This is a genomic window from Actinosynnema sp. NPDC050436, assembly GCF_040655415.1.
GTDB lineage: Bacteria > Actinomycetota > Actinomycetes > Mycobacteriales > Pseudonocardiaceae > Actinosynnema.
The window spans coordinates 76,124-90,290 of sequence record NZ_JBFAJV010000021.1 but is presented as its reverse complement, the minus strand read 5'-3'; the positions used below and the strand labels follow the sequence as shown (position 1 = coordinate 90,290).

The 14,167-nt window shown below is 72.6% G+C and carries 14 protein-coding genes; 7 read left to right on the top strand and 7 right to left on the bottom strand.

The window, feature by feature from the left end; all coding sequences use genetic code 11:
* Window positions 1–103 precede the first annotated feature (103 nt).
* Together AB0I60_RS34295 and AB0I60_RS34290 are read left to right on the top strand one after the other, a co-directional pair.
* Window positions 104–1,054 (top strand): sigma-70 family RNA polymerase sigma factor, encoded by a 951-nt coding sequence (locus AB0I60_RS34295; protein WP_360737652.1) that lies wholly within the window; start codon window positions 104–106, stop codon window positions 1,052–1,054.
* Between the two features lie 420 nt (window positions 1,055–1,474).
* A complete protein-coding gene (locus AB0I60_RS34290; protein ID WP_360737552.1) occupies window positions 1,475–3,142 on the top strand; it encodes a fumarate hydratase in 1,668 nt (555 codons plus the stop codon).
* 37 nt (window positions 3,143–3,179) lie between these two features.
* On the opposite strand, the gene AB0I60_RS34285 is transcribed toward AB0I60_RS34290, so the two are convergent.
* The 3 genes from AB0I60_RS34285 to AB0I60_RS34275 all read right to left on the bottom strand — a co-directional run bounded on the left by AB0I60_RS34285 (window position 3,180) and on the right by AB0I60_RS34275 (window position 5,163).
* Window positions 3,180–3,533: a hypothetical protein gene (locus AB0I60_RS34285; protein WP_360737549.1), complete on the bottom strand. Its 354-nt coding sequence runs from the start codon at window positions 3,531–3,533 to the stop codon at window positions 3,180–3,182.
* A gap of 505 nt (window positions 3,534–4,038) precedes the next feature.
* The gene (locus AB0I60_RS34280; protein WP_360737546.1) at window positions 4,039–4,548 is read right to left on the bottom strand and encodes a hypothetical protein; all 510 of its coding nucleotides are present in this window, start codon (window positions 4,546–4,548) and stop codon (window positions 4,039–4,041) included.
* Window positions 4,549–4,674: 126 nt separating this feature from the next.
* Window positions 4,675–5,163 carry a hypothetical protein gene (locus tag AB0I60_RS34275; RefSeq protein ID WP_360737543.1) on the bottom strand — a complete coding sequence of 163 codons (489 nt, stop codon included), beginning with the start codon at window positions 5,161–5,163 and terminating at the stop codon, window positions 4,675–4,677.
* Window positions 5,164–5,375: 212 nt separating this feature from the next.
* Here AB0I60_RS34275 and AB0I60_RS34270 point away from each other — a divergent pair, with 212 nt between their 5' ends.
* Window positions 5,376–6,173, top strand: a complete 798-nt coding sequence (locus AB0I60_RS34270; RefSeq protein ID WP_360737541.1) for an IclR family transcriptional regulator — start codon at window positions 5,376–5,378, stop codon at window positions 6,171–6,173.
* Window positions 6,174–6,388: 215 nt separating this feature from the next.
* Entirely contained in the window at window positions 6,389–7,117 is a 729-nt protein-coding gene (locus AB0I60_RS34265; RefSeq protein WP_360737539.1) for a GntR family transcriptional regulator, read from the top strand.
* 20 nt (window positions 7,118–7,137) lie between these two features.
* Here AB0I60_RS34265 and AB0I60_RS34260 read toward each other — a convergent pair whose 3' ends face one another.
* From AB0I60_RS34260 to AB0I60_RS34245, 4 genes are all read right to left on the bottom strand, one after another.
* On the bottom strand, window positions 7,138–8,115 hold the full coding sequence (locus AB0I60_RS34260) for a TerC family protein (RefSeq protein WP_360737536.1): 978 nt from the start codon (window positions 8,113–8,115) through the stop codon (window positions 7,138–7,140).
* Window positions 8,116–8,797: 682 nt separating this feature from the next.
* The gene (locus AB0I60_RS34255; RefSeq protein WP_360737534.1) at window positions 8,798–8,980 is read right to left on the bottom strand and encodes a DUF397 domain-containing protein; all 183 of its coding nucleotides are present in this window, start codon (window positions 8,978–8,980) and stop codon (window positions 8,798–8,800) included.
* Window positions 8,977–9,831 carry a helix-turn-helix transcriptional regulator gene (locus tag AB0I60_RS34250; protein WP_360737532.1) on the bottom strand — a complete coding sequence of 285 codons (855 nt, stop codon included), beginning with the start codon at window positions 9,829–9,831 and terminating at the stop codon, window positions 8,977–8,979. Before AB0I60_RS34250 ends, AB0I60_RS34255 begins: the two co-directional genes overlap by 4 nt.
* 663 nt (window positions 9,832–10,494) lie before the next feature.
* Window positions 10,495–10,911: a GNAT family N-acetyltransferase gene (locus AB0I60_RS34245; RefSeq protein WP_360737649.1), complete on the bottom strand. Its 417-nt coding sequence runs from the start codon at window positions 10,909–10,911 to the stop codon at window positions 10,495–10,497.
* Window positions 10,912–11,091: 180 nt separating this feature from the next.
* Between AB0I60_RS34245 and AB0I60_RS34240 the strand changes: the two genes are divergently transcribed.
* The 3 genes from AB0I60_RS34240 to AB0I60_RS34230 all read left to right on the top strand — a co-directional run bounded on the left by AB0I60_RS34240 (window position 11,092) and on the right by AB0I60_RS34230 (window position 14,142).
* Window positions 11,092–12,057, top strand: coding sequence for an ATP-binding cassette domain-containing protein (locus tag AB0I60_RS34240; protein WP_360737530.1), 966 nt, complete (start codon window positions 11,092–11,094; stop codon window positions 12,055–12,057).
* A complete protein-coding gene (locus tag AB0I60_RS34235) occupies window positions 12,054–12,857 on the top strand; it encodes an ABC transporter permease (RefSeq protein ID WP_360737528.1) in 804 nt (267 codons plus the stop codon). Before AB0I60_RS34240 ends, AB0I60_RS34235 begins: the two co-directional genes overlap by 4 nt.
* Before the next feature lie 130 nt (window positions 12,858–12,987).
* The gene (locus tag AB0I60_RS34230; RefSeq protein WP_360737525.1) at window positions 12,988–14,142 is read left to right on the top strand and encodes an RtcB family protein; all 1,155 of its coding nucleotides are present in this window, start codon (window positions 12,988–12,990) and stop codon (window positions 14,140–14,142) included.
* The last annotated feature ends 25 nt before the right edge of the window (window positions 14,143–14,167 follow it).

Here is a 14,167-nt window from a genome sequence, read left to right as displayed (position 1 = left end):
CGCGCAGCGCAGCGCGGGGCGCGTGACCGCACTGCCAGCCCGCGAAGGGGGAGGGAGTTCCATGACCGTCCCGAAGGTCCTCGACCGCGAGGTCGGGAACGACATGACCACCACGAGCGCCGAGTTGGACCTCGACGCCCAGGGACCGGCCGCCGACCTGGTTCGGGTCTACCTGAACGGCATCGGCAAGACAGCGCTGCTCACCGCGGCCCAGGAAGTGGAACTCGCCAAGCGGATCGAGGCGGGGGTCTTCGCGCAGCACGTGCTGGAGACGGGTACCGGATCGTCCCCGACGCGCCGCGAGGAACTGCGCGCCCTGGTGCGCGACGGCCACGTGGCAAAGAACCACCTCCTCGAAGCGAATCTGCGCTTGGTCGTTTCGCTCGCAAAGCGGTACACCGGCCGTGGAATGCCGCTGTTGGACCTCATCCAGGAAGGGAACCTGGGTCTGATCCGCGCGGTCGAGAAGTTCGACTACACCAAGGGTTTCAAGTTCTCCACCTATGCGACGTGGTGGATCCGCCAGGCGATCACCCGGGGAATGGCGGACCAGGGCCGCACCATCCGCCTGCCCGTCCACCTCGTGGAGCAGGTGAACAAGCTCGCGCGGATCAAGCGCGACCTGCACCAGCAGCTTGGCCGCGAGGCGACCACCGACGAGCTGGCCAGGGAGTCCGGGTTGACCCCGGAGAAGGTCTCGGACCTGCTCGACCACGCGCGCGACCCGGTGAGCCTGGACATGCCGGTCGGCGCCGAGGAGGACGCCCCGCTGGGCGACTTCATCGAGGACTCGGACGCGACCGACGCGGAGAGCGCCGTCATCTCCGGCCTGCTCCAGGACGACCTGCGCCGCGTGCTGGCCACGCTGGAGCAGCGCGAACAGGCCGTGATCCGGCTGCGCTACGGCCTGGAGGACGGGCAGCCGCGCACCCTGGACCAGATCGGCAAGCAGTTCGGGCTCTCCCGCGAGCGGGTGCGCCAGATCGAGCGCGAGGTCATGTCCAAGCTGCGGCAGGGTGAGCGGGCGGCGAAGTTGCGGGCCTACGCGAGCTGATCCCGGGCCCACCGGGTGGTCGAACGGGCTTGTCACCCGTTCGGCCGGGTTGACTTGTGACGCCAGTCACGGCACGGTCGCGTGTTACCACGAGCCTTGCGACGCCTCCGCCCCATTCCGCGGAGGTCGTCGCACGCTGAGGAAGGTCGGGGCGGTCGGGGGCCGGCCCGGCCTTCCGCGTTTCCGGCTCCGGTTGCGGGCGGTTCCGCAGCGGGCCGCGATGCCGGCGGCCGTGCTGCCCGCCGGAGAACGGCCGGTGCCCCGCCCCGAATGCGCTCTCCGGCGAGTGCGGGCGCGCGGGGATATCGGTGCGGTGGCATTCCGGCCGGCACGACGCGAATCACACCGGCGCGGCGGTACCGGAGCGGGGCGCGCGGTATAGGTTCGGCGGAACCCGAAGCGCGCAAGGGAGCCCGCGACGTGCCCGCAGTGCCCACCACCACGTTCCAGCACACCGACGTCCTGCCGCTGGCCAAGGACACCCGCACGGAGTACCGCCTGGTCACGCCGGAGGGCGTGTCCGTGGTGGAGGCCGCCGGACGCCGGTTCCTCCAGATCGAGCCCTCGGTGCTCACCCTGCTGGCCAAGGAGGCCATCCGGGACATCCAGCACCTGCTCCGCCCGTCGCACCTCGCCCAGCTGCGCGCGATCGTGGACGACCCCGAGGCCAGCGGCAACGACCGGTTCGTCGCCACGGACCTGCTGCGCAACGCCTGCATCTCGGCCGGCGGCGTCCTGCCGATGTGCCAGGACACCGGCACCGCGATCGTGATGGGCAAGCGCACCGAGTCGGTGCTGACCGGCGGCGCGGACGAGGAAGCCCTCTCGCGCGGCATCTTCGAGGCGTACCAGGAGCTCAACCTCCGGTACTCGCAGATGGCCCCGGTCACCTTCTGGGACGAGAAGAACACCGGCAGCAACCTGCCCGCGCAGGTCGAGCTGTTCGCCGCGCCCGGCACGGAACCGAAGTACGAGTTCCTGTTCATGGCCAAGGGCGGCGGGTCGGCCAACAAGACGTTCCTGTACCAGGAGACCAAGGCGCTGCTGAACCCGGCGCGGCTGGCCCGGTTCCTGGACGAGAAGCTGCGCTCGCTGGGCACGGCCGCGTGCCCGCCGTACCACCTGGCCGTGGTCGTGGGCGGGCTGTCGGCCGAGCAGAACCTCAAGGTCGCCAAGCTCGCCTCCGCCCGCTACCTGGACGACCTGCCCACCGAGGGGTCGCCGCTGGGCCACGCCTTCCGGGACGTCGACCTGGAGCGGCAGGTGCTGGAGCTGACCCGGAACTTCGGCATCGGCGCGCAGTTCGGCGGCAAGTACTTCTGCCACGACGTGCGCGTGATCCGGCTGCCCCGGCACGGCGCGTCCTGCCCGGTCGGCATCGCCGTGTCGTGCTCGGCGGACCGCCAGGCCAAGGCGAAGATCACGCCCGAGGGCGTGTTCCTGGAGCAGTTGGAGCGCGACCCCGCGCAGTTCCTGCCCGACGTGGAGGGCGAGGACCTGTCCGACGAGGTGGTCCGGATCGACCTGACCCGGCCGATGGTCGAGATCCGCCGGGCGCTGTCGGAACTGCCCGTCAAGACCCGGGTGTCGCTGACCGGTCCGCTGGTGGTGGCCCGCGACATCGCGCACGCCAAGATCAAGGACCTGCTCGACGCGGGCGGCGAGATGCCGCAGTACCTCAAGGACCACCCGGTGTACTACGCCGGCCCGGCCAAGACGCCCGAGGGGTACGCGTCGGGCTCCTTCGGCCCGACCACGGCCGGCCGGATGGACTCCTACGTGGAGCAGTTCCAGGCGGCCGGCGGCTCGATGGTGATGCTCGCCAAGGGCAACCGGTCGGCGCAGGTCACCGCCGCCTGCCGCACGCACGGCGGCTTCTACCTGGGCTCGATCGGCGGCCCGGCGGCCCGGCTGGCGCAGGACTGCATCCGCAAGGTCGAGGTGCTGGAATACCCGGAACTGGGCATGGAAGCGGTGTGGCGGATCGAGGTGGAGGACTTCCCGGCGTTCGTCGTGGTGGACGACAAGGGCAACGACTTCTTCGCCGAGACCTCCGCGCCGACCCTCCAGATCAGCTTCCGCAAGTAGCGGCCACCGGGGCCCCGCGCCGGGGCCCCGGTGGTGTTCACGCCGGTCGGGTGCCGTCTGCCAGCAGGTCGCGCGGCCGGCCGGTGAGCAGTTCCAGCACCCAGGCCGTCTCGGCGGGGTGCACCGGTTCGGTGAGCGCGCGCAGCAGGGTCGGGTGGTCGCAGCCGGCGGCGGCCAGGGCCCGTGCGGTGCCCTCCGGGCTCGCGTCCCGGGGCACGGCGGCGGTCCAGGCCGGGTCGACGGCCAGGGTGCGCCGGGCGTGGTCGAGCAGCGCGCGCCACCGGTCGTGCGGGAACTCGGACCCCTCGTCGGACGTGCGGGTGCTGTAGAGGTCACCTCGGCGTCCCCGTCCTGGTCGACGCGGTGGTCGCCGTCCTCGTCCCGGCTCCACACCACGCCCTGGCCCCGGAAGTCGACCGGGCCGTGCTCGTCCGGGTCCGGGCGGAAGTCCCCGGTGCCGGGGTCGAGCAGGCTCGCGTGCGCCGCGCGCAGGTCGGCGCGGGCCGCGTCCACGTCGTCGGTGAGCACCAGGAAGCGGGACAGCAGCGCGACGCCGGGGCCGGGGTGGCGCAGGTCGGGGTCGAGCAGCGCGGCGGCCCGGCACACCAGGTCCAGTTCGTCCCGGCGCAGCACGTGCGGGTGCGGGTGGGCCTCGTCGTCCCAGGCGATGCTCACCGGTTCGTCGTCACCCGGCGAGCGCACGCCGAGGTCGAAGCAGCCGTCGCCGACCGACAGGTCCAGGGCGTGCCCGCCGCCGACCGGGAACGTGACGACGTGCTCGTCCTCGTCGAAGTACTCGTCGTCGGACTCGAAGGAGTACATGGCCCAGAATCCCGGGTCGGCGAGGCTCTCGCGCAGCTCTGGCGGCATCGGCATTGGCCGAGGCTAGAACAGGGCTACGCGGTCTGTTCCCGGGCTTCCAGCACCAGCCGCCGCGCGCCCAGCGGGGCGGTCAGCTCGACGTCGACCGGCACGCTGACCAACTCCTCCGTGCACACCCCGTCCTTGGGCGGGTAGTAGGTGGTCACCAGCGCCACCTGCACGTGGTCGGCGCCCTGCGCGACCACCTCGGCGGACGCTCGCTTGCAGCCGCCGGCGAGGCTGAAGACCTGGAGCGTGCGCCCGTCCGGGGACACCCACGCCTCGCGCCGGTAGGCGTCGGACAGGGCGCTCGCGTCCAGCCGCTCGGCGGGGACCCGGCTCGCCGCGCCGGGCAGCGGCGGGGCGCTGGACTGGGGCGGCGGAGTACCGCCGGGGACGCCGGGACCGGTGGTGCTCGGCGAGGTCGACAACGTTGTCGAGGGCGGCGACGAGGCCGTGCCCGGTGGCCCTCCCGCATCGCCGCCGCCGGCGCAGCCGGTCAGGACGAGCGCCGCCAAGGCCACCGCGAGCTGGACGTTCCGCATAGCCCCAGGACGGTACTTCCGGCCCGGCGGGTTGCACAGGACCGGACCCGGGCCGGCCGTCAAGGGGGTCGCACGGGGCGACGCCCGGCCAGGGAGGGCGGCCGGGCGTCGCGTTTTCCGGGGAGGTTACTTCTGGTCCTGCCGCATGGTGAGCACCACCGGGCGTTCGCCCAGCGGGGCGTCCAGCTTGGTGGTCAGCGGCGGGTAGCGGATGTCCATGGTGCAGACCTCCGCGTCCTTCGGCGTGGTCTCCACGAGGACCACCTTGACCGCTTGCGCGGACTGCTCGGCGATCTCCACGCTCGCCTTGCCGCAGCCGCCCTCCTGCCCGATCAGGCCCAAGGTGCTGCCGTCGCCCTCGGTCCACACCGTCCGGGGTGTCCCCTCGGGCACGGCCGTGGCGTCGAGCTTCGCCTTCGGCACCTCCTTGCCGCCGGGCGGCACCGGGCTCTGGAACTCCGGGTCCTCCGCCGACGAGGAGGGTGGGCTGGACGGCGACGTGGTCAGCGTCGGACCGCCGCCGTTGCCCGCGTCGAGCGCGGGCTGAGTCGATGCGCAGCCGACGAGCGTGAGCAGCAGCGCGCCGGCACCGATCGCGGTTCCCAGGCTTCTCATGTGAACAGGACGGAACGACGCGGGTGCCGGGTTGCCCCGCCCTTTTCACAGTTACCCGATCAGGTGAGCGGCGTTCCCCCGCACGGCCGCCGCGCGAGCACCTGCGAGGAGCCGGCACCGCTCGACCGGCCCCACCCCGCCGGCCGGGCTGCCAGAATCGCCCCGAGGTCGACTCCGAGCGCGTCGCCGGACGACCTCCGTGGGAGGCACAGGTGACCGGACCCGCGTCACCCGCCCGGCCGAACGCCGCCAGGTCGAGCGCGGTCAAGTCGGCGGACCGGACGGTGGAGCTGCTCGAAGCGCTGTCCGCGTCGGACCGCCCGCTGACGCTGACCCAGCTGCACCGCGAGCTGAGCTACCCGAAGTCGAGCCTGTCCATGCTGCTGCGCACGCTCCTGGCCCGGGGCTGGGTCGAGTTGGACCCCTCGCGCGGCACCTACGGCATCGGCGTGCGGGCGTTGCTGGTCGGCACCGCCTACCTCGACCACGACCCGGTGGTCCAGGTGGCGGTCCGGGTGCTGGAGCAGGTCCACCACGAGGTCGGCGAGACGGTCCACCTGGCCCGGCTGGACGGCTCGGACGTCGTCCACCTGGCCGTCCGGGAGTCCGAGCACCACCTGCGCGTGGTCTCCCGGGTCGGCCGCAGGCTGCCCGCGCACGCGACGTCGTCGGGCAAGGCGCTGCTCGCCGCGCGCGGGCCGGCCGAGGTGGACGCGATCCTGCCCACCCGGCTCGCCGCGCTGACCCCGGGCACGGTCGTGGACCGGGCCGCGCTGCACGCCCAGCTGGCCGTGGTCCGCGCGGCGGGCTACGCGCGGGAGCGCGAGGAGAACACGCCCGGCCTGGGCTGCTTCGCGGTGGCCCTGCCCCACCGGTCCCCGGTGCTGGACGCGATGAGCTGCTCCGTCCCGCTGGGCCGGCTCGACCCGGAGCACGAGCGCCGCATCGTGGAGGCCCTGCTGCGCGGCGCGCGCACGGTCACCGAGCTGCTCCGCCAGTTCGGCCGCTGACCGGCCCGGCACGTCGTGATCACCGGGGGGCGCGGCGACTGTTCCGTCCACTGGGGACGGTCGCGCCGGACGCCCCGGCCGGGTCCCGGCCGGTCGTCGGTCGGGCGCATTTGATGCGGTGCGCCCGGACCTGGGAGACGCTGGGGCGGGGTCGGCCCAACCCGGACCGACCGCACGGGTCGGGCCCGGCCGGTCCGTTCGCCGAAGGAGGGCCAGTGAGCCAGCCCCCGTCACCGCCAGTCGGCGCGGGTGCCGCTGCCCGCCGCACCGCCCGCGACTCCCTCGGCGGCGCAGCGGCCCGCCGGGTCACCCGGCCGGCCCCGCTGCGGCAGGCCGTCTACGAGGCGCTGCTGGACCTGATCGTGAACCGGACCCTCCAGCCGGGGCAGCACCTGGTGGAGATCGACCTGGCGGAGCACCTCGGGGTGAGCAGGCAGCCGGTCCGCGAGGCGCTGCAGCGCCTCCAGACGGAGGGCTGGGTCGACCTCCGGCCGGCGCAGGGCGCGTACGTGCACACCCCCTCCGACGAGGAGGCCGACCAGCTGCTCAGCGTGCGCGGCGTGCTGGAGGCCCACTCGGCGAAGCTCGCCGCCGAGCGCGCGACCGCCGAGGACGTGGCCGAGCTGGAACGGCTCCAGGAGGTCGGCGTCCGGGCGCTGGCCGCCGACGACGTGGAGGGCGTGGTCACGGCGAACGCGGCCCTGCACGCGTTCATCGCCGGCCTGTCCGGCAACGCGGTGCTGGCCGACCTGATCGCCACCGTCGACCGCCGCGTCCGCTGGTACTACGCCCCGGTGTCGCTGGTCCGGGGCCGGCAGGCGTGGACCGAGCACGCCGAGCTGATCGAGGCCATCGCGGCCCACGACCCGGACACCGCCGGACAGGTCATGGCCCTGCACACCGAGCGCACCCGCCAGGCGTACCGGGACGTCGGCGACCACTGACCCCCGCCGGTCTGCCGGCGTCAGGTGTCGGGGCCGTCGGAGTCGGCGACCTCCGACCGCATCCGCGCCGACGTCATCAGGCTGGCGGCGGTCGTGACCAGCAGCACCACCAGGATGACGCCGAGCGACAGCAGGATCGGGATCTCCGGCGCCCAGTCGACGCCGTGGTGGTGCAGCGCCTCCAGCACGAGCTTGACCCCGATGAACGCGAGGATCACCGCGAGGCCCTTGGCCAGGTGCACCAGCCGGTCCAGCAGCCCGCCGATCAGGAAGAACAGCTGCCGCAGCCCCATCAGCGCGAACGCGTTGGCGGTCAGCACCAGGTAGGTCTCCCGGGTCAGGCCGAAGATCGCCGGGATCGAGTCGACCGCGAACAGCAGGTCCGTGGTGCCGACCGCGACCATCACGATCAGCATCGGCGTCACCACCCGACGCCCGTCCAGCACCGTGGTCAGCCGCGCGCCGTCGTAGGCCGGGGCCGTGCGCACCACCCGCTTGACCGCGCGCAGCGCCGCGTTCTCCTTGAACTCGGGCTCCTCCGGCTCGTCCTGGCGCAGCAGCTTCCACGCCGTGAACACCAGGAACGCGCCGAACACGTAGAACAGCCAGTCGAACCGCGAGATGGCCTCCGCGCCGACCGCGATGAACACCGCGCGCAGCACCAGGGCGATCACCACACCGACGATCAGCACCTTCTGCCGGTACTGCTTCGGCACCGCGAACCGGCTCATGATGAGCAGGAACACGAACAGGTTGTCGACGCTGAGCGAGTACTCGGTGATCCACCCGGCGAAGAACTGCCCGCCGAAGTCCGGTCCGGCGAACACCGTCACGCCCAGCCCGAACAGCACGGCCAGCCCGACGTAGACCGAGACCGACACGAGCGACTCGCGGAACGACGGGTCGCGCGGGTTGCGCGCGACCAGGTAGAAGTCGAGCGTGATCACCAGCGCGATCCCGCCCACCGTCGCCAACCACACCCAGGTGGGTAGCTGCATCACTGCCCCTCCGCTAGTCCCCGGCGCGCTGACCGCTGCCGCGCGTGCTCGACGCGGTGCCGGCGGTAGCGCGCACGCACGCGCTCCAACCGGTGCGGAGCGATGCGCCCATGCAACCACAGGTGCCTTGGTGGGCCGCGCGAAACCTGCGGACCGCGTTGGGCCGGATGGACCAACGCCGAACCTGGCCCGCGTCGGGGAGACGTGCGCGGGCAGGAGCGGAAGCCGGTCGACGGCGCCGTGGTCCGCCGGACAGCCCGTGCGGCAGGCCGACCGGTGGTCCGGGTCCGGTGCCCCCGGTACCCGGCCGGGTTGCGCGCAGGTGAACTCGTCCACTGTGGACGCCCGGATGGGCGCGACGGCTGCGGTCCTCTGTGGATCGTCGTCGGGAGGTACTTGATGCGAGGGTCTGTCGCGTGCGAACGCCGGGCCGGCGCGGACGCCTCGCACGGGGTGCGGCGGCCGGGGCCGCCGACGGGGTGCCGAGGCCCTGCGGGGCCTCGGCCCGGTCGTCGGCGGCCACCCGGTGCCGTCGGCGCGCACCCTTCCCGACAACGCTGTCGAGCACGGCCACGCGGCGGCCGGCTCGGGGTCGGGAGGCGGGTCCGTCCACTGTGCGCGCCGTGGCCGCCGCCCACGGCGGCACGGTGACCGCGCAACCGGGGGCGGACGGCCGGTCGGGTTACTGGGAGGTTCGGCGGAGGGAGGTGAGGAACGCCCGGAATGGACGGTCCGCGAAGGTCAACTCGGGGCCGGGGTGCTTGCTGTCACGGACATCGGTGGCCGCACGACCGACGGCCAGCTCCACGCAGTTGTTCCCCGCGCCTGAAAAAGTGCTTCTACGCCACGTCTTCTTCGTGTTCATGTTTCCTTCAGTGCGGTTGCCAGTTTCCTGATCAGCGCAGCCGACTCCTTGGGCGACAGGGCGACCTGCGCTGCCATGTCCTCGAAGTGAAGCAGGTACTTCTCGACATCGGCCGGATTGTCCACCCACTTTCCTCCGCCGGCGTACTCCAGGTACACGGAGGAGGGATCGCCGTCGTCGAACCTCAGCGCGGTCGCGCCGCCGCCCGACATGGTCCCGTAGGCACCCGCGCCGAACGGGATGACCTGGATGGTGATGTCGGGCTGCCGGGACATCTCCAGCAGGTGCGACAGCTGCGCGAACATGACGTCGGGCCCACCGACGACCCGGTGCAGCGCGGCTTCGTCGATCACCGCGTGCAGGCGGAGTCCGGGCAGTCGGCGCTGACGGCTCGCCAGAGCCGCCACCGCCTGGTCCACCGGCACTGACGGGTCCAGGAAACGCTGTCCCGCCAAGCGCACCGCGGAGGCGTACGCGGCGGTCTGGAGCAGGCCGGGGATCACGATCATCTCGATGGTGCGCACTTCCGTCGCGTCCGCCTCCTGACGGGCGTACGTCCGCGCCTCGGGGGTGTACGCGGCGGCGTTGGCCAACCGGGTGCTGTCCTGCTTCGCGTCCTCCCACAGTGCTTCCGCCTCGCGCCGCTCGGCGTCCGTCGCGCCGTACAGCCCGAGCAGCGCGCCGAGCTCGGTCCAACTCGGACTGATGTAGCCGTTCTCCATCCGCGACAGCGTCGACTGGGTCTTGCGGGTCAGCGCGTGGTAGTCGACCTCGGTCTTGCCGGCGCGCTTGCGCAGCCCGTTGAGGAACTGACCGAGCTTGCGCTTGCGTCGGGTTTGGACGGCTGCCATTCGGATCGCTCCTCGCTGAAAAGAACTGCGAACACCCTAGTCGGCGCGCACGCCGATTTCAGTTCACTCGTCCGTGCGTTTTGAGGTGCATACGCACCCATTAACATGAACCCCGCCGGTGGGGTTGAGCGGTCGCGGGTCGGGCGGCCCGCGGCGCACGCCACGCAGCACAGCCCCACCGGCCCGGAACGGCCGCGATCTCCACCCCCTTCCGCGCGACAGCCGGCGGCAAGTACATCTCGCAGGTCCGCTGCCGAACATCAAGGGGCTTTTCCGCCGCCCGCGCGGCGGACCCACCCCACCACACCCGCCGCACGACCCGCCGGCGTCAAGGGACCGAACAGCCCGCACCGGGTAGGGGGTCGCAGCGGAGGAACGGCGCACGGGACGACCCGACCGGGTGGTTCCGCGCCGGGTCGGCCGGTCGCAGTGATCCGGATCTCACCGCCGCCGGCGAGCCGGGTCGCGGGCACGCGCCGGCAGGCCGCGCGGACGCCGTCCGCAGCCGCCCGCCCGGTGCCGCCGGCCGAGATCCGCTGCTGTCCGCCGTGCCCGCCGGGCGGCGCTGCGACCGGTGGGGACGTCGGCGCGGCGTGCGGGGCACCGGACCGGCGGTGCGACGCACTGCGGGATCCCGAACCCCGCACCCGACCACCGACCGGGTCAGAGGTCGCGCATCATCCAGGTGGACGCCTCGGGCTCGAACCCGTGCCGCCGGTAGAACCGCCGGGCCGCGTCGTTGGGCGCCTCGGTCTCCAGCACCATCCGCCGCGCGCCGGCCGCCCGGCTCACCTCGGCCAGCTCCTCGATGACCCGCCCGCCGACGCCGCCGCCCCGGTTGCGCACGAAGAACTCGTCCAGCAGCGCGTCCCGGCCGCCGGACTCCAGCGACCAGCCCCACGTGAGCACGGCGTACCCGGTGTCGAACAGCCACACCTGGCCCACCGAGTCGTCGGCGAGCAGCGGGCCGAGGGCGGAGGTCAGCACCGCCTCGTCGTAGTGGTGCCCGTCCACCTCGTAGAACTCGCGGAGCAGCGGCAGCAGGGACGGCAGGTCCGAGGTGGAGGCGCGGCGGATCATCACGCCACGCAGCGCACACCGCTTCCGCGCCGAGCGCAACTTTTCCCGCCGCACTGGGCCGGCCGGGCGACCCGCCGGGGCCTCGGACGGTCACGAAAAGCAGCCGATCCGGCCCAGCGTTGGGCCGACAGGGTGAAATCCGCGGCGAAATTGTCGGTGCGCGGGTCCATGATGGCCCGCATGGCAGACGCAATCTCGGCCGAAGGGCTGGTCAAGCGCTACGGGTCGGTCGTCGCCCTGGACGGGCTGGACCTCACGGTGCCCGAGGGCACCGTCATGGGGCTGCTAGGCCCCAACGGCGCGGGCAAGACGACGACCGTGCGCGTGCTCACCACGCTGCTGGAGCACGACGCGGGGCGGGCGACGGTCCTCGGCCTCGACGTCGTGCGCCAGGCGAAGGAGCTGCGCCGCCGGATCGGCCTGTCCGGCCAGTACGCGGCGGTGGACGAGAACCTGACCGGGTTCGAGAACCTCGACATGGTCGGCCGGCTCTACCACCTGGGCCGCGCGCCCAGCCGGCAGCGGGCGCGCGAGCTGCTCGACCGGTTCGACCTGGTGGAGGCGGGCGACCGGCCGGTGAAGGGCTACTCCGGCGGGATGCGGCGGCGGCTCGACCTCGCCGGCGCGCTGGTGGCCGAGCCGGACGTGCTGTTCCTGGACGAGCCGACCACCGGCCTGGACCCGCGCAGCAGGCTCGGCATGTGGGACGTCATCGGCGAGCTGGTGGCGGGCGGCACCACGCTGCTGCTGACCACCCAGTACCTGGAGGAGGCCGACCGGCTGGCCGACCGGATCGCGGTCATCGACCACGGCCGGGTCATCGCGCTGGGCACCTCCGACGAGCTGAAGGCCCAGGTCGGCGGCGAGCGGCTGGAGCTGACCGTGGGCACCGCGCAGGACGTGGCCACGGCGCGCGCCGCGCTGGCGCCGCTGGCCATCGGCGAGTTCACCGTCGACGAGCGCGCGCACCGGCTGACCGTGCCGGTGTCCGGCGGCTCCGAGGTGCTGGTGGAGGGCATCCGCCGGCTGGACGCGGAGTCGGTGAAGGTGCTCGACGTCGGCCTGCGCAGGCCGACGCTGGACGACGTGTTCCTCACGCTGACCGGGCACGCGACCGAGGACGACCAGGAGGAGCAGGGTTCATGAGCACCGTCACGCAGGCGCTGGCCGACGGCGCGGTCGTCGCCAAGCGCAACCTCATCAAGATCAAGCGGGTGCCGGACCTGCTGCTGTTCTCGACCTTGCAGCCGATCATGTTCGTGCTGCTGTTCGCCTACGTCTTCGGCGGGTCGATCGACATCCCCGGCATGGACTACCGCGAGTTCCTGATGGCGGGCATCTTCGCCCAGACCGTGGTGTTCGGCGCGACGATCACCGGCAGCGGCCTGGCCGACGACATGCAGAAGGGCGTGATCGACCGGTTCCGGTCGCTGCCGATGGCCCGGTCGGCGGTGCTGATCGGGCGCACCACGTCGGACCTGCTCAACAACGTGATCGTCGTGGTGGTGATGTCGCTGACCGGCCTGGTGGTCGGCTGGCGCGTGCACACCTCGTTCCTGGAGGCGCTGGCCGGGTTCGCGCTCCTGCTGCTGTTCGCCTACGCGCTGTCGTGGGGCATGGCCATCGTGGGGCTGATGGTGCGCAGCCCGGAGGTGTTCAACAACGCCAGCTTCGTCGTCATCTTCCCGCTGACGTTCATCGCCAACACCTTCGTGCAGGAGAGCAGGCTGCCGGGCGTGCTCAAGACGTTCGCCGAGTGGAACCCGGTGTCGGCGGTGACGGCGGCGGCCCGCGAACTGTTCGGGAACACGAACCCGGCCCTCCCGCCGGCGGACGTGTGGCCGATGCGGCACCCCGTGCTGACGACGCTGATCTGGGTGGTGGTCTTCCTCGCCGTGTTCGTCCCGCTGGCGACCCGCCAGTACCGGAAAGCGGTCAGCCGGTAGCGGTCGGCGGGGAATCGACGGCAGGCACCGGAGCCGGCCGTGGAAAACCGGGCCGACGGCGTCGGCCCGGTTTTCCCCACAAGGGGGAAACCCGATCGCCGCACGGGAACGGCTTGCCTACGCTGGCGACATGACCGCCACGACGATCTCCGGCGCGCACGTCGACATCCGCCTCTGGGCCGACCCGGCCGAGGTGGAGGAACAGGCCCTGCGGCAGTTGCGCAACATCGCCTCGCTGCCGTGGGCGGTCAAGCACGTGGCCGTCATGCCGGACGTGCACTACGGCCTCGGCGCGACGGTCGGGTCGGTCATCGCGCTCAAGGACGCGGTGTCGCCGGCGGCGGTCGGCGTCGACATCGGGTGCGGCATGACGGCGGTGCGGACCTCGTTGTCCGCCAACGACCTCCCCGCCACGCTCGGGCCGCTGCGCTCGGCGCTGGAGGCGGCGGTGCCGGTCGGCTTCGCCATGCACCAGGAGCCGGTGGTCGGGCGGGACGCGTTCTGGGACGCCTTCGACCGCCTCACCCCGACCCTGGATCAGGGCAAGGCGCTGCGCCAGGTGGGCACGCTGGGCGGTGGCAACCACTTCCTGGAGGTGTGCCTGGACACCGACGACCGGGTCTGGGCGATGCTGCACTCGGGGTCGCGGGGCGTCGGCAACGTGCTCGCGCAGCACCACATCGCGGTCGCGCGGACGTTGGCGCACAACGAGGTCCTGCCCGACCCCGACCTGGCGGTGTTCCTGGCGGGCACGCCGGAGATGGCCGCCTACCGGCACGACCTGTACTGGGCGCAGGAGTACGCGCGGCGCAACCGGGCCACCATGCTCGGCCTGGTGTGCGACGTGCTGCGGCGCGCGTTCCCGCAGGTGTCGTTCGACGAGCCGATCAGCGCGCACCACAACTACGTGTCGGAGGAGCACCACTTCGGCGAGGACGTCCTGGTGACCCGCAAGGGCGCGATCCGGGCCCGCAAGGGCGAACTGGGGATCATCCCCGGCTCGATGGGCACCGGCTCGTACATCGTGCGCGGCCTGGGCAACCCGGACTCGTTCGAGTCCGCGTCGCACGGGGCGGGCCGGAAGATGTCGCGGACCAAGGCGCGCAAGACGTTCACGGCCGAGGACCTGGCGGCGCAGACGGCGGGCGTCGAGTGCCGCAAGGACGCGGGCGTGGTGGACGAGATCCCCGGTGCCTACAAGGACCTCGACGCCGTCATCGCGCAGCAGAGCGATCTCGTGGAGGTCGTGACGCGGCTCAAGCAGGTGGTCTGCGTCAAGGGGTAGTCACCGGCGGCACGGGGCGTGACAG

Excerpts from the sequence above, each read along its gene's own strand:
- AB0I60_RS34295 (WP_360737652.1), top strand. The coding sequence starts at position 104 with ATGACCACCACGAGCGCCGAGTTGGACCTCGACGCCCAGGGACCGGCC.
- AB0I60_RS34280 (WP_360737546.1), bottom strand. The coding sequence starts at position 4,548 with ATGCGGAACGTCCAGCTCGCGGTGGCCTTGGCGGCGCTCGTCCTGACC.
- AB0I60_RS34275 (WP_360737543.1), bottom strand. The coding sequence starts at position 5,163 with ATGAGAAGCCTGGGAACCGCGATCGGTGCCGGCGCGCTGCTGCTCACG.
- AB0I60_RS34260 (WP_360737536.1), bottom strand. The coding sequence starts at position 8,115 with ATGCAGCTACCCACCTGGGTGTGGTTGGCGACGGTGGGCGGGATCGCG.
- AB0I60_RS34255 (WP_360737534.1), bottom strand. The coding sequence starts at position 8,980 with ATGAACACGAAGAAGACGTGGCGTAGAAGCACTTTTTCAGGCGCGGGG.
- AB0I60_RS34250 (WP_360737532.1), bottom strand. The coding sequence starts at position 9,831 with ATGGCAGCCGTCCAAACCCGACGCAAGCGCAAGCTCGGTCAGTTCCTC.
- AB0I60_RS34245 (WP_360737649.1), bottom strand. The coding sequence starts at position 10,911 with ATGATCCGCCGCGCCTCCACCTCGGACCTGCCGTCCCTGCTGCCGCTG.
- AB0I60_RS34240 (WP_360737530.1), top strand. The coding sequence starts at position 11,092 with ATGGCAGACGCAATCTCGGCCGAAGGGCTGGTCAAGCGCTACGGGTCG.
- AB0I60_RS34235 (WP_360737528.1), top strand. The coding sequence starts at position 12,054 with ATGAGCACCGTCACGCAGGCGCTGGCCGACGGCGCGGTCGTCGCCAAG.
- AB0I60_RS34230 (WP_360737525.1), top strand. The coding sequence starts at position 12,988 with ATGACCGCCACGACGATCTCCGGCGCGCACGTCGACATCCGCCTCTGG.